The 24,085-nt window shown below is 56.5% G+C and carries 28 protein-coding genes and 1 pseudogene; 8 read left to right on the top strand and 21 right to left on the bottom strand.

The window, feature by feature from the left end; translation table 11 throughout:
• Positions 1-19: 19 nt before the first annotated feature.
• The 3 genes from BUB54_RS07915 (at position 20) to BUB54_RS07905 (ending at position 2,854) form a co-directional block, all read left to right on the top strand.
• On the top strand, positions 20-763 hold the full coding sequence (locus BUB54_RS07915; protein WP_158320098.1) for an EAL domain-containing protein: 744 nt from the start codon (positions 20-22) through the stop codon (positions 761-763).
• An 81-nt stretch (positions 764-844) separates the two neighbouring features.
• Complete coding sequence (locus BUB54_RS07910) at positions 845-1,111, top strand: DUF3253 domain-containing protein (RefSeq protein ID WP_048878671.1); 267 nt, start codon at positions 845-847, stop codon at positions 1,109-1,111.
• A 15-nt stretch (positions 1,112-1,126) separates the two neighbouring features.
• Entirely contained in the window at positions 1,127-2,854 is a 1,728-nt protein-coding gene (locus BUB54_RS07905; RefSeq protein WP_048878670.1) for an ABC transporter ATP-binding protein/permease, read from the top strand.
• A 44-nt stretch (positions 2,855-2,898) separates the two neighbouring features.
• Here the strand turns inward: BUB54_RS07905 and BUB54_RS07900 are convergent, their stop codons facing one another.
• From BUB54_RS07900 to cysE, 7 genes are all read right to left on the bottom strand, one after another.
• Positions 2,899-3,369, bottom strand: coding sequence for a Hint domain-containing protein (locus BUB54_RS07900; RefSeq protein ID WP_048878669.1), 471 nt, complete (start codon positions 3,367-3,369; stop codon positions 2,899-2,901).
• Positions 3,344-3,673 carry a Hint domain-containing protein gene (locus tag BUB54_RS21780; protein ID WP_048878668.1) on the bottom strand — a complete coding sequence of 110 codons (330 nt, stop codon included), beginning with the start codon at positions 3,671-3,673 and terminating at the stop codon, positions 3,344-3,346. The genes BUB54_RS07900 and BUB54_RS21780 overlap by 26 nt, the downstream gene beginning before the upstream one ends.
• 110 nt (positions 3,674-3,783) lie before the next feature.
• Entirely contained in the window at positions 3,784-4,008 is a 225-nt protein-coding gene (locus BUB54_RS07890) for a hypothetical protein (RefSeq protein WP_048878667.1), read from the bottom strand.
• A gap of 104 nt (positions 4,009-4,112) precedes the next feature.
• The gene (gene mnmA, locus BUB54_RS07885) at positions 4,113-5,153 is read right to left on the bottom strand and encodes a tRNA 2-thiouridine(34) synthase MnmA (protein ID WP_048878666.1); all 1,041 of its coding nucleotides are present in this window, start codon (positions 5,151-5,153) and stop codon (positions 4,113-4,115) included.
• A gap of 1 nt (position 5,154) precedes the next feature.
• Positions 5,155-5,484, bottom strand: a complete 330-nt coding sequence (locus BUB54_RS07880; protein WP_048878665.1) for a ferredoxin family 2Fe-2S iron-sulfur cluster binding protein — start codon at positions 5,482-5,484, stop codon at positions 5,155-5,157.
• Between the two features lie 29 nt (positions 5,485-5,513).
• Positions 5,514-6,605, bottom strand: coding sequence for a cysteine desulfurase family protein (locus tag BUB54_RS07875; RefSeq protein WP_048878664.1), 1,092 nt, complete (start codon positions 6,603-6,605; stop codon positions 5,514-5,516).
• The gene (gene cysE / locus BUB54_RS07870) at positions 6,602-7,279 is read right to left on the bottom strand and encodes a serine O-acetyltransferase (RefSeq protein WP_048878663.1); all 678 of its coding nucleotides are present in this window, start codon (positions 7,277-7,279) and stop codon (positions 6,602-6,604) included. The genes BUB54_RS07875 and cysE overlap by 4 nt, the downstream gene beginning before the upstream one ends.
• 285 nt (positions 7,280-7,564) lie before the next feature.
• Between cysE and BUB54_RS07865 the strand changes: the two genes are divergently transcribed.
• On the top strand, positions 7,565-8,230 hold the full coding sequence (locus BUB54_RS07865; RefSeq protein ID WP_048878662.1) for an alpha/beta hydrolase: 666 nt from the start codon (positions 7,565-7,567) through the stop codon (positions 8,228-8,230).
• A gap of 91 nt (positions 8,231-8,321) precedes the next feature.
• Positions 8,322-9,173, top strand: a pseudogene (locus BUB54_RS07860) (transposase); the annotation flags it as partial.
• A 134-nt stretch (positions 9,174-9,307) separates the two neighbouring features.
• Here BUB54_RS07860 and BUB54_RS07855 read toward each other — a convergent pair.
• The 14 genes from BUB54_RS07855 to BUB54_RS07790 all read right to left on the bottom strand — a co-directional run bounded on the left by BUB54_RS07855 (position 9,308) and on the right by BUB54_RS07790 (position 22,098).
• Entirely contained in the window at positions 9,308-9,796 is a 489-nt protein-coding gene (locus BUB54_RS07855; RefSeq protein WP_048877683.1) for a chemotaxis protein CheW, read from the bottom strand.
• A gap of 84 nt (positions 9,797-9,880) precedes the next feature.
• A complete protein-coding gene (locus BUB54_RS07850) occupies positions 9,881-10,219 on the bottom strand; it encodes a hypothetical protein (protein WP_139284834.1) in 339 nt (112 codons plus the stop codon).
• Between the two features lie 122 nt (positions 10,220-10,341).
• Positions 10,342-10,917 carry a chemotaxis protein CheD gene (locus tag BUB54_RS07845; RefSeq protein ID WP_048877681.1) on the bottom strand — a complete coding sequence of 192 codons (576 nt, stop codon included), beginning with the start codon at positions 10,915-10,917 and terminating at the stop codon, positions 10,342-10,344.
• Positions 10,914-11,948, bottom strand: a complete 1,035-nt coding sequence (locus BUB54_RS07840) for a protein-glutamate methylesterase/protein-glutamine glutaminase (protein ID WP_048877680.1) — start codon at positions 11,946-11,948, stop codon at positions 10,914-10,916. The genes BUB54_RS07845 and BUB54_RS07840 overlap by 4 nt, the downstream gene beginning before the upstream one ends.
• Positions 11,945-12,838, bottom strand: coding sequence for a CheR family methyltransferase (locus tag BUB54_RS07835; protein WP_048877679.1), 894 nt, complete (start codon positions 12,836-12,838; stop codon positions 11,945-11,947). The genes BUB54_RS07840 and BUB54_RS07835 overlap by 4 nt, the downstream gene beginning before the upstream one ends.
• On the bottom strand, positions 12,838-13,302 hold the full coding sequence (locus BUB54_RS07830) for a chemotaxis protein CheW (protein WP_048877678.1): 465 nt from the start codon (positions 13,300-13,302) through the stop codon (positions 12,838-12,840). Before BUB54_RS07830 ends, BUB54_RS07835 begins: the two co-directional genes overlap by 1 nt.
• Entirely contained in the window at positions 13,302-15,455 is a 2,154-nt protein-coding gene (locus tag BUB54_RS07825) for a chemotaxis protein CheA (RefSeq protein WP_048877689.1), read from the bottom strand. The genes BUB54_RS07830 and BUB54_RS07825 overlap by 1 nt, the downstream gene beginning before the upstream one ends.
• 16 nt (positions 15,456-15,471) lie before the next feature.
• Positions 15,472-15,837, bottom strand: a complete 366-nt coding sequence (locus BUB54_RS07820) for a response regulator (protein ID WP_048877677.1) — start codon at positions 15,835-15,837, stop codon at positions 15,472-15,474.
• Positions 15,834-16,133: an STAS domain-containing protein gene (locus BUB54_RS07815; protein ID WP_048877676.1), complete on the bottom strand. Its 300-nt coding sequence runs from the start codon at positions 16,131-16,133 to the stop codon at positions 15,834-15,836. Before BUB54_RS07815 ends, BUB54_RS07820 begins: the two co-directional genes overlap by 4 nt.
• Before the next feature lie 45 nt (positions 16,134-16,178).
• On the bottom strand, positions 16,179-18,101 hold the full coding sequence (locus BUB54_RS07810) for a methyl-accepting chemotaxis protein (protein ID WP_052948295.1): 1,923 nt from the start codon (positions 18,099-18,101) through the stop codon (positions 16,179-16,181).
• Positions 18,102-18,186: 85 nt separating this feature from the next.
• On the bottom strand, positions 18,187-18,912 hold the full coding sequence (gene cobA, locus BUB54_RS07805) for a uroporphyrinogen-III C-methyltransferase (protein ID WP_048877675.1): 726 nt from the start codon (positions 18,910-18,912) through the stop codon (positions 18,187-18,189).
• 148 nt (positions 18,913-19,060) lie between these two features.
• Positions 19,061-19,918: a division plane positioning ATPase MipZ gene (locus BUB54_RS07800; protein ID WP_048877674.1), complete on the bottom strand. Its 858-nt coding sequence runs from the start codon at positions 19,916-19,918 to the stop codon at positions 19,061-19,063.
• Between the two features lie 127 nt (positions 19,919-20,045).
• Positions 20,046-20,588: an NADPH-dependent FMN reductase gene (locus tag BUB54_RS07795; protein WP_048877673.1), complete on the bottom strand. Its 543-nt coding sequence runs from the start codon at positions 20,586-20,588 to the stop codon at positions 20,046-20,048.
• A gap of 94 nt (positions 20,589-20,682) precedes the next feature.
• On the bottom strand, positions 20,683-22,098 hold the full coding sequence (locus BUB54_RS07790; protein ID WP_048877672.1) for an NAD(P)H-dependent flavin oxidoreductase: 1,416 nt from the start codon (positions 22,096-22,098) through the stop codon (positions 20,683-20,685).
• Positions 22,099-22,238: 140 nt separating this feature from the next.
• On the opposite strand from BUB54_RS07790, the gene BUB54_RS07785 reads away from it, so the two are divergent.
• From BUB54_RS07785 to BUB54_RS07775, 3 genes are all read left to right on the top strand, one after another.
• Positions 22,239-22,994, top strand: a complete 756-nt coding sequence (locus BUB54_RS07785) for a HesA/MoeB/ThiF family protein (protein WP_048877671.1) — start codon at positions 22,239-22,241, stop codon at positions 22,992-22,994.
• Entirely contained in the window at positions 22,976-23,497 is a 522-nt protein-coding gene (locus tag BUB54_RS07780) for an SH3 domain-containing protein (RefSeq protein WP_048877670.1), read from the top strand. The genes BUB54_RS07785 and BUB54_RS07780 overlap by 19 nt, the downstream gene beginning before the upstream one ends.
• 116 nt (positions 23,498-23,613) lie before the next feature.
• Complete coding sequence (locus BUB54_RS07775; protein WP_048877669.1) at positions 23,614-24,066, top strand: GcrA family cell cycle regulator; 453 nt, start codon at positions 23,614-23,616, stop codon at positions 24,064-24,066.
• Positions 24,067-24,085 lie beyond the last annotated feature (19 nt).

Here is a 24,085-nt window from a genome sequence, read left to right as displayed (position 1 = left end):
AATCACGGAACGAAGGCGCGTGATTCAGAAGCTCCGGCAAGCACTAGCAACGGACGGGCTAGCCCTGCATTTCCAGCCCATTCTGTCGCTCAGTTCCGGGCTGGCGCGCGGCGCGGAGGCCCAATTAAGGCTTCGCCATTCACGGCGCGGCTTAATTCCCATCGGGCATTTCCTACCCATGGTCGAGCAATCGGACGTGATTATCGATGTTGGCGGATGGATGCTACGCGCCGCCTGCACCCAGGCCGCGGCTCTGCCAGGGAATTTCAGCATTGCGCTGGCGCTCTCACAGCGGCATCTGCAAAGCGGCAAGCTGGTCAAGCAGCTCCTGGAAGCGCTGAATGCAGTTAATCTGAACCCTGACAGGCTGGAATTACTGATCACCGAGGCCATGCTGCTGGACGAAAACGAGGATACAATCTTCGCTCTCAAAGCGGTACGCGGGCTAGGGGTGAGGCTGGCGCTCGACCATTTCGGCGCGGGATATGCCTCCCTTACACCTTTGAAACGCCTGCCTTTCTCAACGTTGCGCCTGGACCGCTCGTTAACACAAAGCCTGTCAGAAGGCGGGACATTTACCGCTATCACCCATGCCGCGGTAGAGGCCGGGCACGCTTTGGGCTGTATTGTGCTGGCGGATGGCGTAGAAAGCGCGGTACAATATGAGCTATTGCGTCAGGTGAAAGTAGATGAAGCCCAGGGCAGCTTCTTCGGCGCGCCCATCTCCGGCCCGGAACTGGGCGCGATGTTTGGCGCGGTCTAAGACAGGCGGCAACGTAACTTTGCAAAATGAAATCTGTTGCCCGTTTGAAGCAAACAAAGGTTCAGGCATAAGTCTGCGGTCATGACCGCAGATCCCGCAGAACAGGCCATTCTCGATACGCTCGCCATACGCGGGCCACAGAAATCCATTTGCCCCACCGAAGCAGCGCTTGCTTTGGCGGGCAATCCGCCGGATGAAAGTTGGCGGCGCAGCTTGGCGCCCATAAAGCTGGCCGCGCAACGCCTGGCACGGGCCGGGCAAATCGAAATTCTCCGCAAGGGCAAACCGATTGACCCGGAAACACTGCACGGCGTCATCCGCTTGCGCCTGAAAAGCCAGGAGTCCTGAACCTTGCGCAGAGTGATGACGAATTTCTTCATCGGATTCGCCGAGGGCTGGAGTCTGGCAAAGCCTTACTTCAAATCCGAGGAAAAATGGACGGCATGGGGGCTTCTAGGCACGGTCATTGGCCTTAACCTGCTGCTGGTCGGGCTGAATGTGGTGCTAACCTACTGGAACAACGACTTCTTCAACGCCATCCAGGTCTATGACGTCAAAACGGTACTGACGCTGCTTTATATGCCGCTGGTGCATATCAAAGGCAAAGGTCCTATGCCGGGCTTCGCAGAGCTGGTGATTATTTACGTGCTCATCGCGGTCTATGCCACCTATCTGAGCCAGATGCTGCAGATCAAATGGCGGCAATGGATGACCGTGCATTATGTCGAGAACTGGCTGCGCGACCGGGCCTATTACAATATCAGCCTCGCCCACGCGCCGAGCGACGTGGTAGACAACCCGGACCAGCGTATTTCCGAGGATTTGAATAATTTCACAGCCAATACGCTGTCTCTGGGTACGGATTTCATCACCAATGTGGTGACGCTGTTCAGCTTCATCTTCGTGCTCTACGCTATTTCCGGGTCGATCACGCTGCTGGGTGTGACCATCCATGGCTATATGCTGTGGGTCGCGGTGTTGTATTCGCTAGTCGGCACGGGGCTAACGCATCTCATCGGCCGCAAGCTGGTGCCGCTCTCCTTCAATCAGCAGAAGCTGGAAGCGAATTTCCGCTACCGTCTAGTGCGCGTGCGCGAAAACCCAGAAGCCATCGCACTCTCCCATGGCGAGGTTGAAGAGCGCGCCGAGCTGAATTCCAGCTTCCAATTCGTGCGGGATAATTTCTGGGCGATCATGCGCCGGACTAAGGCGCTGAATTTTTTTACCATCAGCTTCACGCAGATTGCCAATATTTTCCCGTTGGTGGTGATTCTGCCGCGCTATTTCGCCAAGGAGATCGGGCTGGGCGGATTGAGCCAGATCCCGATGGTGTTCGGGCAAGTGCAGGGGGCACTCTCCTGGTTCATCGGCTCTTATACCAACCTCGTAACCTGGCGTGCGACTGTTTCGCGTCTTTACGGCTTCCGCGAGGCGATGGAGACCGCCCGCGCCCTGGCTTCGGGAGGGCCGCGCTTGGCACAGGCCGGCGACCGGCTGACGCTAAAGGACCTGACCCTGACCTTGCCGGATGGGCGCAAGCTGCTTGACCACGCCTCCCTGACGCTGACGCCGGGTGAGTTGGTGACCATTTCCGGCCCGTCTGGCGCGGGCAAATCCACCTTGTTTCGTGCCATTGCGGGAATCTGGCCGTTTGGCACGGGCGAGATCGAGCGCCCGACCGGACGGCTACTGTTCCTGCCACAAAAGCCCTATTTTCCGCTCGGTACATTGAAGCGGAATCTCGCTTATCCCGACAATGCCGACAGGCTGGAAACCAAAATGGCGACGGAAACGCTCAGCGCCGTGGGGCTCGGGCATCTCGCCAACCGGCTTGATGAGGTGGCGAATTGGGGGCTGGCGCTCTCCGGCGGTGAGCAGCAACGCTTGGCACTGGCTAGAGCCATACTGGCCAAGCCGGACTGGCTGTTTCTGGATGAAGCCACCTCGGCGCTGGACAAGAAGCTGGCGGACGATGTGCGAGCTGTGTTGCTGACGCATCTACCGGCCACAACGATTGTGGCGATCAGCCATCACGAAACCAGCAACCGGCGTATCCGGCTAGAAGAAGGCACTCTGGCGGCAGCCCTTTAAGGGTTAAAGGCCGTTAGAGAGCCGCAGCCCGGTCTGGCGGGCGGCTATGCGGGCGGGGATTTCCTCCAGCTTCGGCCCCTGGGTGCAAAGCGGCGCAAAGCCTTCCGCTTCACGCGATGCCGCATCGCCTCCGGCAAGGCCACGATTTGCGCCAACGCATTGTCGAAAATGCCACGATGGCCGTTATCAAGGAAGGATTCCATCGCAGTTCCCTCTGCGAATAACGCCCCATAGCGTGGCAGTTCAATATGGTAACAGGCCACACGGGCAGGAAGCGGATCCTGGCGGATGGAGTTCCAGTTGATCAAAGCCTTGGCCGGGACCAGAACACCTTCCAGATACAAAGCATGATCCGGTGAGAGGCACAGGCAGCGGGCAGGCAGACCATCCGCCAGCGCATCGGGCTCGATAATATCCGGACGCAGAACCTCCGGCCGTAAAGCAGCAGCAAGGTCAATCTCCCGATGGCCGATCCAGATAATCTCGCATTCATCGCCTTCCGTGGGTAATGGCATTATCACCCGGCGACAGCGTTTTCACCGGCACGTCACCGCGCGGGGTTAGAATCAACGTACCCGCCACAAAGCACGGATTGATCGGCGTATCGGCGGTAACAATCGCGTCAACGAATGGGTTGTTGCTGTTGGGGTTGGTGCGCTCAGCAAAAGCAATTTCCGGCGTGCCCTGGTTGGCCACGGTACCGAACAGTCCCAACATCATCTCATCAACAATCGTCTTTTCGTTGGCGTTGAGGGTGAAGGGCCTGCTGGTCCTCATCTCCACCGTACCGTTGGTGATGAGGATATGTTCTTCACTCAACGCCGCAAGGGTAACTTAATTACTGAAAGAGGCATTATCCGCGCTGGCGTTACCTGCGATGTCCAGCGCGTCAAACAAGGTCTGCACCGACTGGATGCTGATCTCATCCCCTACAAACCCGTAATTACTATAACGCTGAGGAACATATTGGCGATGATGCCGCCGCCAAAATCGGCCACCGAGCTCAGAGTGCCGTTAATGGTTTCTGTGCCCGCCGAGATGCCTGTGCAAGACAAGATGATAACGCCGCCTTGTGTCCCCTCATTCGCGAAGGTGAGATTGGTGGCGACGCTATAAGGCGAGGTGATAGCCAGCGTTTCTCCCGTGGAGACCACAGAATTATAGCTTAAACCCGATATGATGCTTCCCCAATCTGACGCGTCGTCAGGGCGTCGCGTCAGATTGGAAAAGCGGTTAATTTCGTAATAAAGACGAGGCGTTAGATAATAAAACCGCCACCAAGAATTCGTGAACCCTCATAAAACACCGCCGCCTGTCCTGGCGCGGCCAAGGCTGGCTCTTCAAGCTCCAGCATGGCGCCCTGCCCGTCCGGGCGGATGGTGGCTGCGCGCAGGCTGTCGCGCGCGCGCAGCTTCACGCTGGCACGCAATTCCTCCGAAGCGGTGAGCCAGTTTACATCACGCAACCTGATGATACGGCTTTGCGTGCCGCGTGGGCCAACGACAATGCGTTTGGTGCCGGGTTCGATGGATTTCACCACCATATGCGCCGCCTTGTCCGGTAGGCGCTTGGCTTGGCCGATGGTGTAACGAGCAATACCCTGATGGGTCCCGAGCACACGGCCATCCTCGGAGACGACTTCGCCTTCCTCCAGCGCATCGGGGCGCAATTTCTCGACAATACCGACATAGGTGCCGGACGGAACAAAGCAGATATCCTGGCTGTCGGCTTTCTCCGCCACGGCAAGGCCCATCTCCGCCGCCACGACGCGGACCTCAGCCTTGGAGGCATAGGCACCGAGCGGGAAACGGCAGAAATCAAGCTGTTCCTGGGTAGTGGCGAACAAAAACCAGCTCTGGTCACGGGTTTCATCCACGGCCTTGTGCATCTCAGCCCCGTTTGGGCCTTCGAGACGGCGGACATAATGGCCGGTGGCCAGCGCATCGGCGCCAAGACCCTTGGCCATTTCCAGCAGATCACCGAATTTCAGGTGCTGGTTGCAAGCGATGCAGGGCACCGGCGTTTCACCCTGCGCATAAGCATCGGCAAAGGCGGAGATCACGCTATCCTTAAAACGGGTTTCGCTGTCGATCACATAATGGGCAATACCGAGCCTGTCCGCGACGCGCTTGGCGTCGTGAATATCCTGCCCGGCGCAACATGCGCCCTTACGCCCCACCGCAGCCCCATGGTCATAAAGTTGGAGCGTGACGCCGATCACCTCGTGCCCCTCACGCGCCATCAGCCCGGCCACCACCGAACTATCGACGCCACCGGACATGGCGACCACCACCTTCATATTACTTGCCCGCGTTCCGGGTGGCGGCTGGCAGCTTCACCACCAGCCCGTCCAACGCCTCGGTGATGACGATCTGGCAACCGAGACGGGAGGTTTTTTCCAGCCCGAAGGCGAGGTCGAGCATGTCCTCTTCATCTTCTGAAGGGCCTTTGAGCTTGCCGAACCACTCCGAATCCACGATGACATGGCAGGTGGAGCAGGCAAGCGAGCCTTCGCAAGCACCTTCAATATCAATGCCATGCTTATGGGCGACCTCAAGCACGGAAAGTCCCACCGGGGCCTCAACCTCGCGGCAGGTTCCGTCGCGTTCGATGAAAGTCATTTTCGGCATAACTGATCCTTGAATTCCTCGGCCGATGGTTAAGCCGATTGAGGGGCGCTCCGCAAGGCGCGCCGGGCCATCGCCTCATAGGCCGCCTTGAATTTTAGTACCATCGCCGCCTCCGCATTCCAGGGCAGAGAGACGCGGATAGCCTGCCCGGCCAAGTCTCCAAGCCCCATGGCCAGCAGCACATGGCTGGCCGTGACCTTGCCCGATGAACATGCCGAGCCGGAGGAAACACAAATCCCCGCCATATCCAGCGTGATAAGCTGAATGTCCGCCCGCACACCCGGCAGCGCCAAGCAAAGCGTGTTAGGCAGGCGCGGCGCCCCTGCCCCAACGGAAACCGCCCCCTGAGTAACACAAAACGCCTCGATCTCATCACGCCAGGCGGCAATTTGGCCGGCGAAGTAAGGCTTGCCGAGGGCTGCCGCCAAACCAGCAATGGCGGGAAGCGCAGGTGTTCCCCCACGCCGCCCCAACTCCTGCCCCCCCCCTCTAATAAGGGCCTTGATCTCCAGATAGGGGCGCGTCACCAGCGCTCCGGCACCAGGCGGGCCGCCAAATTTATGGCCCGAAAGCGCGAAGCTGGCTGCCCCCAAAGCAAGCCAGTCCTGATTACAGCGGCCAACGGCCTGCACCGCGTCCACATGCAGCAACGCCCCCGCCTCAGCACAGAGTTTGGCAGCTGACTCAATATCATGCAGCACGCCAGTCTCGTTATTCGCGGCCATCAGGCAGACCAGCGCGCCCGGGTGGGCAGTGAGATGGGCCTGCAATGCCACCAAATCAACCTGCCCATTGGGATGAACCGGGAGGGGGAGCGCGTGAGGCGCGGCGGCGCGGATGGCGTCGTGTTCCGTAGCGCCGATAAGAACAGACCGCCCAGCACCAAGCGCATGGATCGCCAGGGCGTTCGCCTCGGTTGCGCCGGCACAAAAAACCACATCCGCCGGGCGAGCATGGGTCAGGTCGGCCACGCGCTCACGCGCCGCTTCCAGGATTTTCCGGGCGGCGCGCCCGGCTTGATGCACGGAAGACGGGTTTCCACCTGTTTCCATGGTGGCCAGAGCAGCATCGCGCGCCTCTGGGCGCAAAGGCTCGGTGGCATTGGCGTCGAGATAAATCATTTGTGACCGGAAACAGGTTCCTCAACTTGCGGGGTGCGGGCCTGCACGCGCTCTTCCAGCGCCGTCAACTCGCCGCGCAGCAGCTCAATTTCATGGAAAAGCGGGTCGACGCAGGGGTCACAGGGGGTGCCATACGCATCGAAACGGGGTTTGCTTCTGCCGCGTTCAACCGGGCGGGCGGGAATGCCCACCATGGTCGTGCCCGCCGGAACCTCCGCCACCACCACGGCATTGGCGCCAATACGCGCGCCTTCGCCTACATTGATGGCACCCAGTACCTTCGCCCCGGCACCGATAATGACATTATTGCCAATGGTCGGGTGGCGCTTGCCCTGGGCGGAACTGGTGCCGCCAAGCGTAACCTGATGATATATATAGACGTCATCGCCAATCTCAGCCGTCTCTCCAATCACCACGCCCAGCCCGTGGTCAATTACGAAACGCCGCCCCAGCTTGGCGCCGGGGTGGATTTCAATGCCCGTTAGAAACCGCCCGATATGAGAAATAACGCGTCCAGACGTGTCAAACCCCGCCCGCCAGAGCCTCCCAGCCAGGCGATGGATAAGCACCGCGTGCAAGCCAGGATAGCACAGCAGAACCTCAAGATTCGACCGGGCGGCGGGGTCCCGCTCCCGGTAGGCTCGTATCGTCTCGCGCAAAAACATAAGGGGCATGCGAATTTCCGTGGATAAACAGCCCAGAAGCAGTCTATATTAAGAGACCTGAAGAGAATGACGATGAAACAGTGATCCGCGATGTCAGTCACAGTCTTGAAGGAGCATTTAAGTATCTGGACCTTTAGGGTCAACTTTTTCGGCTGAAAACAACAGGTAGATATTTTTTGTCCCGCAGACTGTCCGCACAAAAATTGTTCACTAAATATGCATCCTTGCAAGAGATGAGGGACCCCTATCCCCTTGTTGGGCTGCATTATTAAGCGATGAAAGACGAGTTCGAGTATGCCTGAAGTGATGTTTGCCGGCCCGGAGGGCCGTCTTGAGGGCCGTTATCATCACGCCAAGGAGCGTGGTGCCCCGCTGGCCCTGGTGCTGCACCCCCACCCGCTGCATGGCGGCACCATGAATAACCGCATCACCTATACTATGTACCAGGTGTTTCAGCGCCTTGGCTTTTCGGTCATGCGGTTTAATTTCCGTGGTGTTGGCCGCAGCCAAAGCAAGTTCGACGGCGGTATGGGCGAGATCAATGACGCCGCTGCCGCGCTGGATTGGATGCAGGCGCTGAATCCTGGCCATGGTGGGCTGTGGATTTCCGGCTATTCCTTCGGTGCCTTCGTGGGTATGCAATTACTTATGCGCCGCCCGGAGGTCTCCGGCTGGGTTTCCGTGGCGCTGCCCGCCGCAGGCTATGATTTCGGCTTCCTGGCCCCCTGCCCCACTGGCGGGCTGATTATCCACGGCGACGCAGACGAGCTGGTTCCGGAAAACTCCGTGCGCAAGCTGGTGGACAAGCTGAACCAGCAAAAAGGTGTAGCCATTGACTACCGCGTGTTTGAAGGGGCGGACCATGTGTTCGCCAACCATGCGGAAAAGGTTTCCGAAGCAGTGGAAAGCTATGTCAGCCAGTCCCTCGCCCGGAAGCAAATGGCCTTAGCCGCGGACTAAGAGGCTGCGGCACCAATCAAAAAAGGCGGCCTAAAAAGCCGCCCAGACTGCTGACAAACCGCTGGCGTAAGCCGGGGGGCGGCGGCTGACGGACGCGGCGATTGACGCCGACCGCGCCGCACACGGCAAGTCGCCGCTGAAACGAAACCGAAGGAGCACAAGCCCGAAGAGAAGGAGACCAAAAATCTCCCGCACCGATCCGCAGAGTGGCTACATAATGCGCAACGGTAAGCCCACGGGCTTCTTCTACCTCAATCATCGCACGGAGGATGGGCGCCACGCCATCATCACCGACACCTACACCACGCCGGCAAATGTGCATGACAGCATCGCCTATCTCGGCCGGCTTGATCGCCAGCGTCAACGTTTTGACTTTGATGTGAAGGCCGTGGGACTGGATGCCGGCTATGCCACCGCGGGCATCGCCAAGGGGCTTGAAGACCGCAATATTCCCGGCGTTACCGGCTATCACCGTCCCACCCCGCCCAAGCCGGGGATGCTGGGGCCGAAGGATTTTGTCTATCACGACAACCCGGAGGGCTATATTTGCCCGCAAGGCCAAGTGCGGACCTATGCCACGACGTATCGTGACGGCTACCGACACTATAAATCAGCCCCCGCCATTTGCCGAAGCTGCCCGCTGCTGGCTTCCCGCACGGCCAACGCCAAGTGCACGCGCAGCATCAACCGCTATGTCTGGCGCGGCGCCCGCGAGCGTACCGACGCCAACCGCCTCACCGCATGGGGCAAGGCCGTCTATAAGCGGCGAAAAGAGACAGTCGAGCGATCCTTCGCCGATGCCAAGCAGCTTCTCGGCCACTGCTAGGTCAGGTTCAGAGGCTTGATCGGCGTCACCTGCCAATGCCTCCTCGCCGCCGCCACACAAAATATCAAGAAAATCGCAATGGTGCTCACCAAAAGGCCACATCCAACCATGGTATGAGGGCAGGCCCCCCCCTCACAAATCAGACAATCCACAGCGTCAGATCGGAGATAAAACAAAACCCCGCTCGAAAACGAGCAGGGTTTGTCAGCGGTCTGGCTGGCCTAAAAGGCTGCCTTTTTTGTGTCCTGCGTTCAGGCCGCAGCTTTTTCGGCCATGTCCTGAAGCTGCTCATCCGGGATGACCGACGGAACGGAGAGGATGCTGATAATGCGGCTCTCCATCATAACCAGCCCTTCAACAAAGGATTTCGGCATCTCACTGCCGGTTTCAGGCGTATGTTGGCGCATTTCTTCTGTCACGGTGATGATGTCGCAAACCGCATCAACCAGCAGCCCGGCCGCCCGGTCGCCATATTCAACCACTACCACAACCGAGGCCGGGTTGGGCTCGGCTGCGGGCAAGCCAAGGCGACGGGCAAGATCAACCACCACCAGAACGCTGCCCCGCAGATTGATCATGCCTTTAATGAAATCCGGCGCATAAGGCAGGTGGGTGGAGGCAATCCAGCCCCTGATTTCACGGATGGAGCGAATATCGATCGCATATTCCTGACTGCCCAACCGAACGGACAGAAATTCAGCGCGATGTTCAGTGCCCTTCAAATCAGTCCTGTGCGGCATGGTTTGTTAATCTCCCATTTCAATAAGGCAAGCCAGCTCTGATTTACCGCCCAAGGGCTTAAGATTTGGTAGCCAGCATCACGGCTAGAACAATTCCAACTCACCCGAGATATGCCCTTGCTCCTGCGGCAGAGGTGCGCCTTTCAAACGATATTGCAGCTCAGATAGCGTAATGGAAGCCAGCGCGCGGCGTGAATCCAGCAGCAGATCCTCCGGGAGAAGATCACTGATTTCAAGGATATAACCAGACAATGCCGCCAGTCTTTGCGCGAGCAGATCCAGCGACTGCACGTCACGATGGCATTGTTCATCCAGCGCCAAGCGGCGCACGGCTGGGCTGAGGGTCAGTTGAAAACGCTCTGTAAACTCTCCTAGCTCCCTGAACTCGTCACCAATCGCTGAAAGTATCAGGCGCAGCGGCATGTGATGATCCTTCCCGCTTTTCATGGTTTGCGTCATGCCAGCCCCTTTCCAAACAGTCAGCGTATAAGATGCAGTTTCTATCCTGCCGGTTTATAAAACCTTTCTAAAAATAGGCAGGAAATTTAAAATAGCTCCACTTGGCCAGCCGCGGGCTGAATCGCCGGACGACGAGCAGATTCCTCGCGCATGATGGACTCAGTTTCTTGCGTCAGCAAAGCCTGCCGGGCGCGTCCCCCAACAGGCCAAAACTGGACACGCCGCCCATGCACACCACGCAAACTGCCCCCGACAAGCTCGATACCTTCTTCTTTCAGGAAACGCTCGGCAAAAATGGCGTTGAGTGCGCCAATATCCGTTAGCCCCTTAATCATCGCAGCACCGCCAAAGAGCTTTGCTTTCAACCGCGACTTCACCGCGCCGTGAGACAGCAGATCGTTGATGAGCAACTCCATCAAGTTCACGCCATAACGCTGCGCATCTGCCTTTGGCGCCTGCCCTTTCGCAGTGCTGTCTCCTGGAAGAAGAAAATGGTTCATCCCGCCAACGTTGGCGACAGGGTCCCACAAACAAGCCGCGATGCAGGAGCCTAAAATCGTCGTCAGAACAGTGTGCGGATTATTATCAACATAGTGATGTCCCTGCACAATATTAACGCGCTTATCAGCCGCTAACGGAGAATAAAGCTGAGAGGAATTCATGCGATAGGCACCTTTTGCCGCGCATTAGTTAAATTGAGAATTTGTAGTCCAATCTTTTCTAACGGCCACTGCCGCATAACGGCCCCCAACTCAAATGCGGCACGAGGCATGCCGTAAACAACAGAACTTGCCGCGTCCTGGCCGATTGTTTGCGCCCCCGCCTCACGTAGCGCCAACAAGCCTTGCGCGCCATCGGCCCCCAGCCCGGTAAGAATTACCCCCAAAGCCTGCGCCCCCGCTACTCGAGCCACCGAATAAAACATCACATCCACGGAAGGACGATGCCCATTCACTTTTCCCGCATGGCTTAGATTGATACTATGCAAAGAGCGGCCTGTGATTTCGAGATGCTGATCGCCAGGGGCCAAATAAATATGCCCCACCTCAAGCCGTTGCCCTGTTTCCGCCTCCCGCACACTTGGATGGCAAAGCTTGTCCAGTCGCGCGGCAAAGCTTTTTGTGAATGTAGGCGGCATGTGCTGGCTAATGATCGTCGGCGGACAATTTCTTGGAAATTTCGAAAGAATTTCAATGAGCGCCTCAACTCCACCGGTCGAGGAACCAATTGCCACAATCCGTCCATCTGGGGCATAATTTTGCAATCCAGCCGCTTCACGCGGGCGAGCCAGCGGACGCGGCTTCCGACCCGCCTGCGCAGCAGCTTTTACCCTATCCGCCAATACTGTGAAACTATCCGGTACAGCAGCGGAGGGTTTGGCAACACAGTCAAAGGCGCCAATTTCCAACGCACGCAGGCTGGTTTCAGCCCCAGCTTGCGTTAAGGTCGAGACCATAACAACAGGAGTGGGACGCAACCGCATGATCTTCTCCAAAAAGGATAGACCATCCATATTCGGCATCTCTATATCAAGCGTGATAACATCAGGAGAAAGCAACTTGATAAGTTGCCGCGCTTCATGTGGGTCGGCTGCCTCTCCCACAACTTCAATCTCGGGGTCTGAGCGCAACGTGGCGGAAATGACCGCACGCATGGTGGCTGAATCATCAACAATAACGGCACGGACTGTCATTTTAAACTTCGTCCTCCAGATTTTTTATAGACGGTGACGCCGTCATTCACGACGCAAGACGCCGCTGCACCAGATACGCGCTCCGAATGTCCGATATAGAGCGCCGCGTCATCTTCCAGAAGTGGCATGAAACGAGACCAAACTCGTTCCTGCATCTGATTATCAAAGTAAATAACGACATTCCGACAGAAAATAACCCAAAATTTTCCTTTCATTGGCCAATTACCGATGAGATTTAAATGGCGGAAAGCAATAAGACGGCGTAGTTCGTCCTTAACCTGAAACCGGTCCGTACCGTCATTCAACGGCTTGAACCAGCTACGCCGCATGCCCTCAGGAACAGGCTCCAGCAATGCTGGTTCGTAAATACCTGATGCCGCAACAGCTAAAACATTCGGATCTATGTCTGTTGCCAAAATACGAATATCATATTTGCTGGCATCCGGCATCTCCTTCAACAAAGTCAACGCCATTGAATATGGCTCAGGCCCTGTCGAGCATGCCGCAGACCACATGCGAATACGCTCTCCCGCCTTCGCACGTTCAATAAGTTGTGGCAGAACCTTCGTACGCAGATGTTCAAAATGGTGGGGCTCACGGAAAAAACTGGTCACGTTAGTTGTTAACGCAGCAACCATTTCCTTGCATTCGTCTACTCCGGCGGACGATTGAATTAGCGAACAATAATCATGAAAGCCGGATAGACCAAGTTTGCGAATGCGTTTTGCAAGCCTTGAGTAAATCAAGCTAGCCTTGGCCTGCGACAATGCGATGCCAGCTTCTTGCATCATAATCTCTGAAATAACCTTTAGATCATCTACCGTAAGCCGAAATTCTGCATTCTCAATCAAGCTTCCAACATTTCTCGTTTTTGTAACGCCCGGCGGCATCAAGCCGCCTCCAACTCTTCAGGCGGAAGAACACGATCCAGGGCAATCAGACTAACCATGCGGCCATCCATTGGCAGCAATCCTTTGACAAAGCTTTTCACAAGATCAGACGTAACATCTGGCAAAGGCTGAATAACCGCGCCATTCGCCGCAAGAATATCAGAAACCGCATCAACCAGGATACCAACCTGACGATGCGACAACTGCACAACGATAATAACATTACGTGCCGTTGGCTCACTACCGGGCATACCAAGCCGAATGGCAAGATCAATAATTGGCAACACCGCACCACGCAGATTGATAACGCCTTTCACATATCGCGGTGCTCTCGGCAGAGTGGTCGCAGCTGTCCAGCCTCTAATCTCCCGAACCATCATGACATTGATACAAAATTCCTGCCGCCCTACGCGGAACGCGATCAGCTCATGCCCATCTGAAAGGCTTTGCACCACATCTTCCATCAGGCAGCTCCCCCGCTTATTTCGAGATTGTTCAGTTCTGCCGTATGTGCATTCGATTCAGCACCAGCATTTTGTACCACCGCATCCACATCCACAATCAAAGCCACACGCCCATCACCCATCACTGTTGCAGCGGCAATGCCGGGCACGGCTCTGTAATTTGCCTCCAGACTCTTGATAACAACCTGCCTCTGGCCATGAATGGCATCTACCAAAAGCACGGCGCGGGCACCGCCTTCACCTTCCACCAGCAAGGCAACACTCTGTTCCGGTTCGGCGTGTTGAACGCTGTAACCTAGGCAATGTGCCACATCGACAACTGGAACATACCCACCTCGCAAAGCCAACATGTTTAGGTCTCCATCAAGGGGAAATACGTCTTCAGCGCGCGGCTTTAGAGTTTCCATGATCGCGCCGAGAGGAATAATCAGCGTGTGGTTGTGGGCCGACACCACCATGCCATCCAAAACCGCCAACGTCAGCGGCAAAGACAAAGTGAATGTTGACCCATATCCTGGCCTTGAGGAAATGGAAATGCGTCCACCGAGCGCTTGAATAGATTGACGCACCACGTCCATCCCAACGCCCCGTCCCGAAATATCAGAAACCTTTGCGGCCGTTGAAAATCCCGGCAGGAAGATTAGATTGTCAATCTCTTCATCGCTCAACTGAGCATCCGGCAAGATCAAACCATTTTCAACAGCCTTCTGCCGGACACGCGACCGGTTGATACCCCCGCCATCATCCGCTACCTCAAGTACAATCCGCCCAGAGCGATGCACCGCCGTCAACCGCACCGTTCCTTCCGCCGGTTTACCCGCGGCAATTCTCGATTCTGTAGATTCCAAGCCATGATCTATGGCATTACGAATCATGTGGGTTAACGGATCGGCAATGCGCTCAATAACCGTTTTATCAACTTCAGTCGCCTCGCCTTCAGTAACCAGCCGAACCTGCTTGCCCGTCATCGCGGCAACTTCACGCACAAGACGCGGCATACGCTGGAACACGGAGCGTACCGGCTGAGCGCGAATTGCCATCACGCTGTCCTGGATTTCTCTTGTTAAATGCTCAAGCTCTTCCAACGCCATCGCAACACCGGAAGCACGGTTTATCCCAGCCTCTAACACGCGCTGACTCAGCATTGCCTCATTGATGACAAGCTCGCCAACCAGATCGATCATCCTATCCACACGATCGAGATCGACACGGATGGTCGGCGCAACTGAGTTGGCGGTCTCGGCTTTTGTCACCATGGCCTGAACAGCCGACGCATGAACTAAAGCCTGCTCTACTGGCTTTGGTGCAGCTTCTTCTTTCTTTTTCTCAACAACCTTTACTTCCGTCTCTTCTTCAATTTCCTCCTCCATCGGGGGAAAAAACTCGAATTTAAATCCATTATCTCCGGTGATTACTGTCCCCGGCGCAAACCCTTCCGTTTCCGAGCGGCCAATTTCCAGGCGGCAATCATCTTCAACGAACTCAAATAGTTCGCGAATATCACTTTCTTCGCAATCACTCTTTAGAGTAATCAACCAAGTAAGATAAGCACCTTCGGGATCAAGCTCAAGCAGCTCGGGCAAAAGGCTAGTATCAAGCTTTATCTCTGTTTCACCCAAACGGTTCAATTCACGCAGTAAGAGCGCGGCTTCATTTGCCTTTGCATACAGTGCGGGATAAGGCGTAAACGTAACTTCCCAAACATTATCTTGAGCTTCAGACGGGTCAGCAACCATCTCCTCTTCATGAGACCCCGGTATTTCTTTCTGACCTTCAATTTCGTCGAATGCTTTGACAACATCGGCAACTCGTGCCTGGTCAACAGCACCACCGTCACGTGCGGCACGGACAAGATCAGCCAATATATCGGCAGCACGCAGGAAGATAGCGACGACTGGCGGTGTTGCCTCAAGAGAGCCGGACCTAACCTTATCCAGCGCCGTCTCAAATACGTGTGCGAAGCGAACCAGCTCATCCAACGCAAATATACCTGCACCACCTTTCATGGAGTGCACAGCGCGGAATACGGCGTTAACCGTCTCTGATTCCGCCGTGCCGTTTTCCATGGCGATTAGCCCGCTTTCCAACTCGGAAAGCTGTTCTTCACACTCTTGAAAAAATGTAACACGGATGGCGGCCAAAGGATCTTCCATGATGTCCTCCTTTGCTTCAGGCTGCGACGCGGCGAATGGCATCCACCAGCTTCACCGGATCAAACGGCTTCACAATCCATCCTGTCGCTCCGGCCTCGCGGGCACGGTTCTTTTTTTCGACATCAACTTCAGTAGTGAGAACCAGAACTGGCGTAGCGCGGCGTGCCTCATCCTGACGGACAGCTTGGATAAACCCAAATCCATCCATGCGCGGCATATTTATATCAGTAACAATAACATCAGGCGCTTCAGCAGCCAAAACTTCAAGCCCATGCAGGCCATCTTCTGCTTGGATCACCCGGAACCCCGCCGCAACAAGGGAATGACGAAGCATGTCCCGCATTGCGCGCGAATCATCAACAGTCAGGATCGTCATGCTCATTGCTCGGTCTCCCCGTTTTTGGCACTAACGTGATGCGTTAGCTCGTCGGGTGAAAGCCCCATCAGTGCCAACATATCAATGAAGGGTTCGGAAGGATTCTGCAGAAGCAGGTTATGTCCATCTGCTGCCCAGGCTGCGTGTGCCGCAAGCAGAACCTGCAAACACTGCCCACCCACGCGCTGCACTTGTCCGGCGTCCAAGATCAAATCATGCCCACGCCTTTGTAGAAAATTTTCTAGCAAGCCGGGTGCGGCAACAAGATCCAGTACCGAAGGCAATTCAATCGCGTCTGTCATATTTCCGACCTTCGCTGCCATTTCATAATGTTACGTTAAAAAATACTAGAACTCGTCCCAGTCATCTCCACTTGCGGCAACGGGGACCAGAGTTTTCACCGCAGGCACCTTATTGGCCAGCCTGGCCACAGCCTTTGTCTGACGCGGCACAACACTCCGCGCGGATTTTCTGTTTTCACCAATGCGAAACTGCCCAACCAAACGGGCCAATTCACCCGCTTCGGTTGCCAAGGCATGGCTGGCGGCCGTACTTTCTTCAACCATCGCGGCATTTTGTTGCGTCACCTGATCCATCTGATTCACCGCGCCATTCACTTCAGCCAAGGCTGTCGCCTGTTCCTGTGCGGAACCGGCAATATCGGAAATTAGCACGCTCAATCTGGTAACCTGCTCAACAATCCGGTTAAGCGACTGGCCTGTTTCATTCACCAAACGCACGCCACTTTGCACCTGCACACCAGAGGCACCAATAAGCGTTTTGATCTCCTTGGCCGCATCGGCGGAACGCTGCGCCAAGGCTCGCACTTCCGTGGCGACCACAGCAAATCCACGCCCGGCATCCCCAGCACGCGCGGCTTCCACCCCGGCATTGAGCGCCAAAAGATTGGTTTGGAAAGCAATCTCGTCGATTACGCCAATGATATTGGCAATTTTTTTTGAAGAACTTTCGATCTCTCCCATCGCGGTAACTGTTTCAGTCACCACCGCACCAGATCGTTCAGCATCGCCCTTGGCTTCATTGGCAAGTCCGCGCGCCTCATTCGCACCTTCTGAGGCTTTGCGTACCGTCGCTGTCACTTCATCCAACGCAGCGGCGGTCTGTTCAAGACTGGCCGCCTGCTGTTCCGTCCTGCGGGACAAATCATCAGCACTTTGCGTAATTTCACCAGCGCTGGAGCGTACCCCTTCTGCGTTGGAAGAAATCTGCCGCATGGTCTGCTGCAACACATCCATCGCCCGATTGAAGTCAGCCCGCAGCTTTTCATACTCCGCGGTAAATTCATGATTAATTCGGAACATTAGATCCCCAGAGGAGAGCCGCTCCAGACCATCCGCCAGACTTTCAACCACACGCGCCTGCACGGCGGCGGCGGCTTCACGCGCAGACTCATTACGGACCCGATCAGCCTCGGTTTCAGCCTCGGCGCGTTTGGCAGCTTGCTCTATCCGTTGCTTCTCAATTCCAGCATCTTTAAAAATTTGTAGAGTTCGCGCTATCTGGCCAATTTCGTCTTTGCGGTCCGCGTCAGGTACTGTGAGGGTTAACTCCCCTCCAGCCAAACGTTCCACAACAGAACGCAAGCGGTTAAGCGGAGTGGAAATCCAAAATTTTACGGCAAAGAAAGCTCCAGCCAAACCCAATGCCAAAGCCAAAACACTTAAAATAGAACTAAATTTTGCAACCCGTCTTCCTGCTTCATTAACAGCCATCTGTTTTTTCGCAGCAAACGCAACCAATGATTCTCGGAGAGCAGTAAAATTCTCTGAAATTTTGGGAATATTTGGTTGGCATGAATTTATAAATTCACTTTGCGCCGCAAAATTCCCGGCCAATGATGTTGCATTTTTTGCAAGCGTGATTGATTTGGCACAATCAACCGATATTAGCTTTTGAGTTCTGTTTAACAGATCATTTATTCTCGTCGAGAAATCGGGCGCCAATGGACTGGCTTGCGTCAGATTATATGTAATTTCTTTTCGCGCTGTCTGTATGTCGGCTTCCGCGATCTGATTTTGATCTCCCAATTGAGAAACAAATGTTCCATAAAGCCCCGAAACAAGCTCTCGTTCAGCAGCATAGGCATTTTCTACATTGGCCGCGGCCTGAAGGACGGTATGCTGCAATTTTTTGCTATTCGAAATAGCATCGTTCAGTTGTATTGCCATGAAAATAGTGACTGCAACTGAAATTAGTCCCACGCCCCCCAAAAGCGTCAGGATTTTTATAAAAATCGGTTGGTTTCGCATGGACGACCCTTCTGAACAGAACTGGCGGGGTCACTCGCCCCGCCACGCCCAGCTTGGGCGCTGCTGTTCTTATGGCCGTTGGAATTTAATGATTGGTTTCCAACGCCATGGCCTGCCCCACCAAAACTAACACCGGCCCACGCGGCCGCGCCGCCAAAACCACGCCCGGTAATGTGGCAAGCCCCGCCCGTAAAACTCTCATACCCGGCAGGCTAGCGGATTCCACCGCAATGGCGGGTACGTCTTCTGAAAGACCCGCCTGTAAAAGTTTTTCCACCAAGCCGGGGAGATATTTACTGCCCATATAAATCGCGAGTGTGCCTCCCGCTTGCGCCAAGGCCGTCCAATCATGGGTCGGCAGACCATGATCCGCGCCATGGCCGGTAATAATATGCACCCCGCGCGCAATCCGCCGCTGCGTCAAAGACAGAGACAACCCCGCCGCTGCCGCTGAGGCGGCCGTTACACCTGGCACCACATCAAACCCAACGCCCACCGCCCGCAGCGCCTCCATTTCCTCCGTTAACCGGCCGAAAATAACAGGGTCGCCGCCTTTGAGCCGCACTACCAGCTTGCCGGTCTGGGCATACGCCACCAGCAGGCGGCAAATCTCCGCCTGGGCGGTGGAGGCTTGGCCGCAACGCTTACCTACATCTACTATCTCTGCCACGGGATTGATAAGCGCCAAAATCTCGGGCCCCACTAGGCTGTCGTGCAGCACTACTTCCGCCGTCGCGAGAAGCCGCGCGGTTTTCAGTGTCAGCAGTTCAGGATCCCCTGGCCCGGCACCGGCCAGGAATACGCTCACCATCTTCACCCCCAAAGCAAAGACTGCTCATTGGCGAAACGCGGCGAACTTGCAAGCCTCTGATAACATATTGTGGGATAATCTAAACTTCAGAGACACCGCTTTCTGAACAAAGCCCTTCCATAAATCCCCGCAAATTTGGAAAAGCCTGTCAGGCCACCATCTCCGCCCCGGCTTCCTGCTTGCGCACAGGCGGCAGTTTAATGGCCGAGATCAAAGCCCGCACCTCATTACGCGCTGCGATGTGAGACAACCCCATGGCGATCCCCACATTCGCCTCCCGTACATCCATCAGCGTCAAGCCCTGCAGATATAGCTCGCGGAAAATCACGCGCTCGCCAAACCCTTTCAACGTCCGAAAGCCAATGCGCTTGGCCAGTGATTCCAGCGTTTCCCCAACATCGCGCTTATTCCGCGCCTCCACGGCGGCCAAACGGTTACGCATCACCATCCAGTCAATTTTGCCACGGTCCCGGGTAAAACGGCTCTTGCGGGCTTCCCAGACCATTTCAGAATAGATGCTCGGCTGAATGATATCGTGATTATCCGGGTCAACCTTCGCCAGCATGGAAAAATCGACAAAGCTGTCATTGATCGGCGTAATCAGCGTATCCGCGAAAGAATGACCGTAGCGGGACAGGAAATTATCCGAGCCCGGGCAATCCGCTACAATCACCTCGGCCCCGCCCTCCACCAATTCCGTGGCTGCTTCATCGAAGCGGGCGCGCTCCTCCTCCTCAGCCTCCTGGCGAGTATCCAGCGTGGAACGAAAAACGGGGCGGAAGTCCGGCACTGGCAATTCAATGCCCTTTCTCTCCACAAACGCCTTGCGCGCGGCCAGCGTACCCGCCAGCGTGCCCTGCCGAGCGTCGAGATCCATTGCGCCAACACGGTACCCATCACGCAGCAGCGAGACGATGATATGAATCGAGGTCGTGGACTTACCTGAGCCCCCCTTCTCATTTCCCAAAACGATGAAATACGGTTTCTGGGCCGTCTGCACCGTCATGTCTCGCTCTCCTGCGCGCTGAACTGGGTTACAAGATAGCCAGATTCGACGAGTCGCAACAAAGATTCTTCCCCTGCCACCGGCATCCGCCAAAGCGCAGCCAGTAGCAGGTCTACAGGCTCGTCAATCAGCCACGCCGCACCCGTTCCGCCAGCCCCACAAAAGCCGTGAGGGCCTTGCCCAGAAAATCGCGCGTCGCCTCGTCGGTCAGCTTGCCATCCTGAAATTTCTGCGCAGCCCCGCCAATAAAGACTTCCGGCTGGCAAAGCAGAATCACATTCAGCACGCCCAGCGTCTGGCGAAGCGGATATTGCGCGCGAGCCGTGCCCAGCGCCCCAGGCGACACACCAATAATGGCTGCCGGCTTGCCCGCAAGCGTATTGGCCGGACGGGAGGCCCAATCAATGGCATTTTTCAGCGGAGCCGGAATGGACGCATTATATTCCGGCGTGGCGAAAAGCAGCGCATCCGCTGCGCTAATCTGCTCACGCAGGCGTTCAACCGACGCTGGGAACTTGCCGTCCTGTTCCAAATCTTGGTTCATCAGCGGCAGATCGCCGATCTCGGCAATGGCCAGCTCATGCCCGGCCAGTAAATCCGCAGCAACATGCAAAACCGCCGTATTCCACGACGCTTTCCGCAGACTTCCTGAAATGCCCACAATTTTCATGAATACCCTCCGCTCATCATAAGCGACCACTCATCCAGCAGCACCCTGACTCTGGCTGGCGCGGGGCAGCTTCGCCAGTCTTGCGCAGGAGAGATCATTTACCTGTCAGAATCCGCGCAACCAGTTGCTTCACCGTCGGGATGAAGCCGTTGGAATAAAAAGGGTCCGTGGCAAAACGGTGCGCGTTATGCCCCGCGAACATCAAATTATGGTCCATCGCCGCCTCATCTTCTGGCGCGGCATGGGCAATGTCCTGCAGGGTCTTCTGGATGCAGAAGCTGCGCGGATCGGCCTTCTTGCCATTATCGAATGTGGGCTCATGCTGGGACCAGTTGGAAAAACGGCACTGGCTGAGACAGCCCATGCAGTTCACCTGATCCTGATGAATTTCATTCGCCCTTTCCGGCGTTACGAAAATTAGTGTGGAATCCGGCGTCCGCAGCGCCTCCGTGAAGCCCTCGGCTTCCCAGCCCTTCGCGCGGTCATAATCCGGCGCGGTGAGATACACGGAGCGGCGGCGTGCCCCCACGCCATATTCCACCACATGCTCGCCTACCGGCTCGGGGCTGTAGGCCACCTGACGCTCGCTGCGAGCACGCAACTCCTGCATGAAGCTGTTATTTACCGCCGACGAATAAAACCCCGTGGGCGAAAACCTGTTCAGGAACACGTCGCCCGGCTTGAGCTTAAGCAGACGATCCTTCCAGCTCTGTGGGATCGGGCTCTCCTTGGTCAGCAACGGCCGGGTTCCGAACTGAAACGCGATAGGCCCGATTTCCGGGTTGTTGATATAGTCTTTCCACTCATCCAGCGCCCAAACGCCGCCCGCCATGATAATCGGCGTTTCGTCCAGGCCAAACTGACGCATCACCTTACGCAGCGCGATGAGACGCGGATAAGGGCTTTCCGGCCTTTCCGGGTCTTCGGAATTAGAAAGGCCATTATGCCCGCCCGCAAGCCAGGGGTCCTCATACACCACCCCACCCAGCAGCTCCGATACCTTGGAATAAGCGCGCTTCCACAACGCGGAAAACGCACGGCCAGAGGAGACAATTGGGTAATAATGCACGTTAAACCGCGCGGCGATCTCAGAAAGCCGGTAAGGCATGCCTGCGCCACAGGTAATCCCGTTCACCAGCCCCTTCGTGCGCTCAAGAATACCGGTAATAACCCGTTCCGCGCCACCCATCTCCCACAGGATATTGGCGTGGATGCGCCCTTTGCCTCCAGAAATGTCCCAGGCACGCTGCGCCTGCTGAACCCCGCCCTCAATGGCGAAATTGATCAACTCCTCATGCCGGTCACGCCGGGTACGGCCATGATAGAACTGAGGCAGCAGCTGACCCTCCGCATCAAAGCTATCGGCATTCACGGCGGAGAAAGTGCCAACACCGCCGCTGAGCGCCCAATGGCCCGCGCTAACACCGTTGGACGCCGAAACGCCTTTACCACCTTCAACCAGGGGAAGAATTTCCTGACCACCCATACGGATGGCATTAATCACCGTCATATTAAGCAAACCTCAGAGCCGGGCCGTGCCCCCGCTGGAACACAACTTTACCATATCCCCCCTTATTACCAGATTGACACACGGCGTGAAGTGGTTTCTCGGTTTGGCCTGGGGAGCGGAACCATAATATAAGCTCTGCCATGGATTTAAATTTCTCGGAAGCGGAAGTCCAGCGTTATTCACGGCACATCTTGCTGCGTGAGCTGGGCGGCACCGGTCAGGCCAAACTCAAAGCCGCGAAGGTCCTGGTGGTCGGCGCCGGTGGACTGGGCTCGCCATTAACCCTTTATCTAGCGGCGGCGGGCGTCGGTACAATCGGGCTCGTGGATGCCGATTTGGTCGAACTTTCCAACCTGCAACGCCAGATCGCGCATGGCATGGCCAATCTGGGCCAGCTGAAGGTCGCCTCCGCTGCCGAGTCGCTGGCGCGGATCAACCCGCTGGTAAAGCTGGAAACACATGCCGAGCATCTGGGGCCCGATAATGTCAGCAGGCTGATCAACGGCTACGACATCATTTGCGACGGCACCGACAATTTCACCACCCGCTTCCTGGTGGCGGATGCCTGCGTGGCCGCGAAGAAAACACTTGTTTCAGCCGCCGTGCTGCGTTTTGAGGGACAAATCTCCACCTTCAAACCCCATGCGGGCGGCCCCTGTTACCGCTGCCTCTACCCTGAGCCGCCGCCCGAAGGGCTGGTGCCGCCCTGTTCCGAGGCCGGCGTGCTGGGGGCGGTCACCGGCGTTATGGGCACGCTGCAAGCTACGGAAGTCATCAAGGAAATCACCGGCATCGGTCAATCACTTTCCGGCTTTCTGCTAGTCTGGGATGCGTTGGCGGCAGAGTTCCGCAAGATCAGGCTGAGAAAGGACCCCTCATGTTCCGTCTGCGGCTGATTTTGCTGCTGCTGGCGCCGCTTCTTTGCGCCGCCGCTCCCGACCCCGGCACCGGCCCTGGCCCCGCGCGCGGCATTTCCACCGGCCTGCCGGTACCCCGCTTTGTCAGCCTGCGCTCAGACGAGGTGAATGTCCGGGCCGGGCCGGGTTTCCAATATCCGGTGAACTGGGTTTATCAGCGCAAGGGGCTGCCGATTGAAATTATAGGCGAATTCAATGTCTGGCGGCACATATTGGCGCCGGATGGCGGCACCGGTTGGGTTCATGAAGCCACCATCCGTGCCCAGCGAGGGTTTTACGTCACCGCCACGGAAGCGCCGCTGCGCAGCAGCCCAAATTCCGGCGCCAGTGTCGTGGCGTATCTAAAACACGGCGTCTCGGGTTTTCTGATGCGCTGCACCGCCACCAGCGCCTATTGCAAGGTCGCCACTGAATTCCATAGGGGCTATATCGCCCGCAGCGACTTCTGGGGCGCTTTCCCGGGTGAGACGGTAAAACCGTAAAAAACCAAAGAAAAAAGTTTTCCACAGAAAAGGACTCGGGAAAAGGCTGATACACATTGCCCGCTCGCCGCGCTGCAGCTACTTTATGTAGTAGTTTATAGAAGGAGCCCCACAAGATGGAGTGGACAGATGAGACAATCGCCCGCCTGCGGAGTCTGTGGGCGGAGGGATTGTCAACGGCGGAGATCGGCCGCCGCCTGAACATTTCCAAGAACGCCGTGGTTGGCAAGGCTCACAGGCTTAATCTGCCTGCCCGTCCTTCGCCCATCCGCCGGACAAGCGGAGAGGCTGTTCCACGTCCGGCCCAGCCCAAGCGCACGCAAGGCCCCACGTTGCCGCCGCTCTCATCCTCCGTGAATACCCCGGCCATGCCGGTGCTGCGCGCCATCATTCCCACGCCCAAGCCGCAGCAGCCTCGCGCAACCCCCTGCTGCTGGCCGATTGGCGAACCCGGTAAGCCGAGCTTTCATTTCTGCAATGCATCCGCCGTTGCCGGAAAGCCTTATTGTGAAGAGCACGCCGCCATTGCCTATGTCCGTGTACGGGACAAACGCGAAGACGTGGCCTGAAAAAATGCCAAAACCGAAA

The sequence above is a fragment of the Acidocella aminolytica 101 = DSM 11237 genome, from assembly GCF_900129125.1.
In the GTDB taxonomy this organism is placed as follows: domain Bacteria; phylum Pseudomonadota; class Alphaproteobacteria; order Acetobacterales; family Acetobacteraceae; genus Acidocella; species Acidocella aminolytica.
The sequence above is the reverse complement of the archived record's forward strand: the minus strand, read 5'-3'. Positions and strand labels throughout refer to the sequence as shown.

Coding starts and splice junctions, on each gene's coding strand:
- BUB54_RS07910 (WP_048878671.1), top strand. CDS start 845: ATGACCGCAGATCCCGCAGAACAGGCCATTCTCGATACGCTCGCCATA.
- BUB54_RS07905 (WP_048878670.1), top strand. CDS start 1,127: ATGACGAATTTCTTCATCGGATTCGCCGAGGGCTGGAGTCTGGCAAAG.
- BUB54_RS07900 (WP_048878669.1), bottom strand. CDS start 3,369: ATGCCATTACCCACGGAAGGCGATGAATGCGAGATTATCTGGATCGGC.
- mnmA (WP_048878666.1), bottom strand. CDS start 5,153: ATGAAGGTGGTGGTCGCCATGTCCGGTGGCGTCGATAGTTCGGTGGTG.
- BUB54_RS07880 (WP_048878665.1), bottom strand. CDS start 5,484: ATGCCGAAAATGACTTTCATCGAACGCGACGGAACCTGCCGCGAGGTT.
- BUB54_RS07875 (WP_048878664.1), bottom strand. CDS start 6,605: ATGATTTATCTCGACGCCAATGCCACCGAGCCTTTGCGCCCAGAGGCG.
- cysE (WP_048878663.1), bottom strand. CDS start 7,279: ATGCCCCTTATGTTTTTGCGCGAGACGATACGAGCCTACCGGGAGCGG.
- BUB54_RS07865 (WP_048878662.1), top strand. CDS start 7,565: ATGCCTGAAGTGATGTTTGCCGGCCCGGAGGGCCGTCTTGAGGGCCGT.
- BUB54_RS07855 (WP_048877683.1), bottom strand. CDS start 9,796: ATGCCGCACAGGACTGATTTGAAGGGCACTGAACATCGCGCTGAATTT.
- BUB54_RS07850 (WP_139284834.1), bottom strand. CDS start 10,219: ATGCCGCTGCGCCTGATACTTTCAGCGATTGGTGACGAGTTCAGGGAG.
- BUB54_RS07845 (WP_048877681.1), bottom strand. CDS start 10,917: ATGAATTCCTCTCAGCTTTATTCTCCGTTAGCGGCTGATAAGCGCGTT.
- BUB54_RS07840 (WP_048877680.1), bottom strand. CDS start 11,948: ATGACAGTCCGTGCCGTTATTGTTGATGATTCAGCCACCATGCGTGCG.
- BUB54_RS07835 (WP_048877679.1), bottom strand. CDS start 12,838: ATGCCGCCGGGCGTTACAAAAACGAGAAATGTTGGAAGCTTGATTGAG.
- BUB54_RS07830 (WP_048877678.1), bottom strand. CDS start 13,302: ATGGAAGATGTGGTGCAAAGCCTTTCAGATGGGCATGAGCTGATCGCG.
- BUB54_RS07825 (WP_048877689.1), bottom strand. CDS start 15,455: ATGGAAGATCCTTTGGCCGCCATCCGTGTTACATTTTTTCAAGAGTGT.
- BUB54_RS07820 (WP_048877677.1), bottom strand. CDS start 15,837: ATGAGCATGACGATCCTGACTGTTGATGATTCGCGCGCAATGCGGGAC.
- BUB54_RS07815 (WP_048877676.1), bottom strand. CDS start 16,133: ATGACAGACGCGATTGAATTGCCTTCGGTACTGGATCTTGTTGCCGCA.
- BUB54_RS07810 (WP_052948295.1), bottom strand. CDS start 18,101: ATGCGAAACCAACCGATTTTTATAAAAATCCTGACGCTTTTGGGGGGC.
- cobA (WP_048877675.1), bottom strand. CDS start 18,912: ATGGTGAGCGTATTCCTGGCCGGTGCCGGGCCAGGGGATCCTGAACTG.
- BUB54_RS07800 (WP_048877674.1), bottom strand. CDS start 19,918: ATGACGGTGCAGACGGCCCAGAAACCGTATTTCATCGTTTTGGGAAAT.
- BUB54_RS07795 (WP_048877673.1), bottom strand. CDS start 20,588: ATGAAAATTGTGGGCATTTCAGGAAGTCTGCGGAAAGCGTCGTGGAAT.
- BUB54_RS07790 (WP_048877672.1), bottom strand. CDS start 22,098: ATGACGGTGATTAATGCCATCCGTATGGGTGGTCAGGAAATTCTTCCC.
- BUB54_RS07785 (WP_048877671.1), top strand. CDS start 22,239: ATGGATTTAAATTTCTCGGAAGCGGAAGTCCAGCGTTATTCACGGCAC.
- BUB54_RS07780 (WP_048877670.1), top strand. CDS start 22,976: ATGTTCCGTCTGCGGCTGATTTTGCTGCTGCTGGCGCCGCTTCTTTGC.
- BUB54_RS07775 (WP_048877669.1), top strand. CDS start 23,614: ATGGAGTGGACAGATGAGACAATCGCCCGCCTGCGGAGTCTGTGGGCG.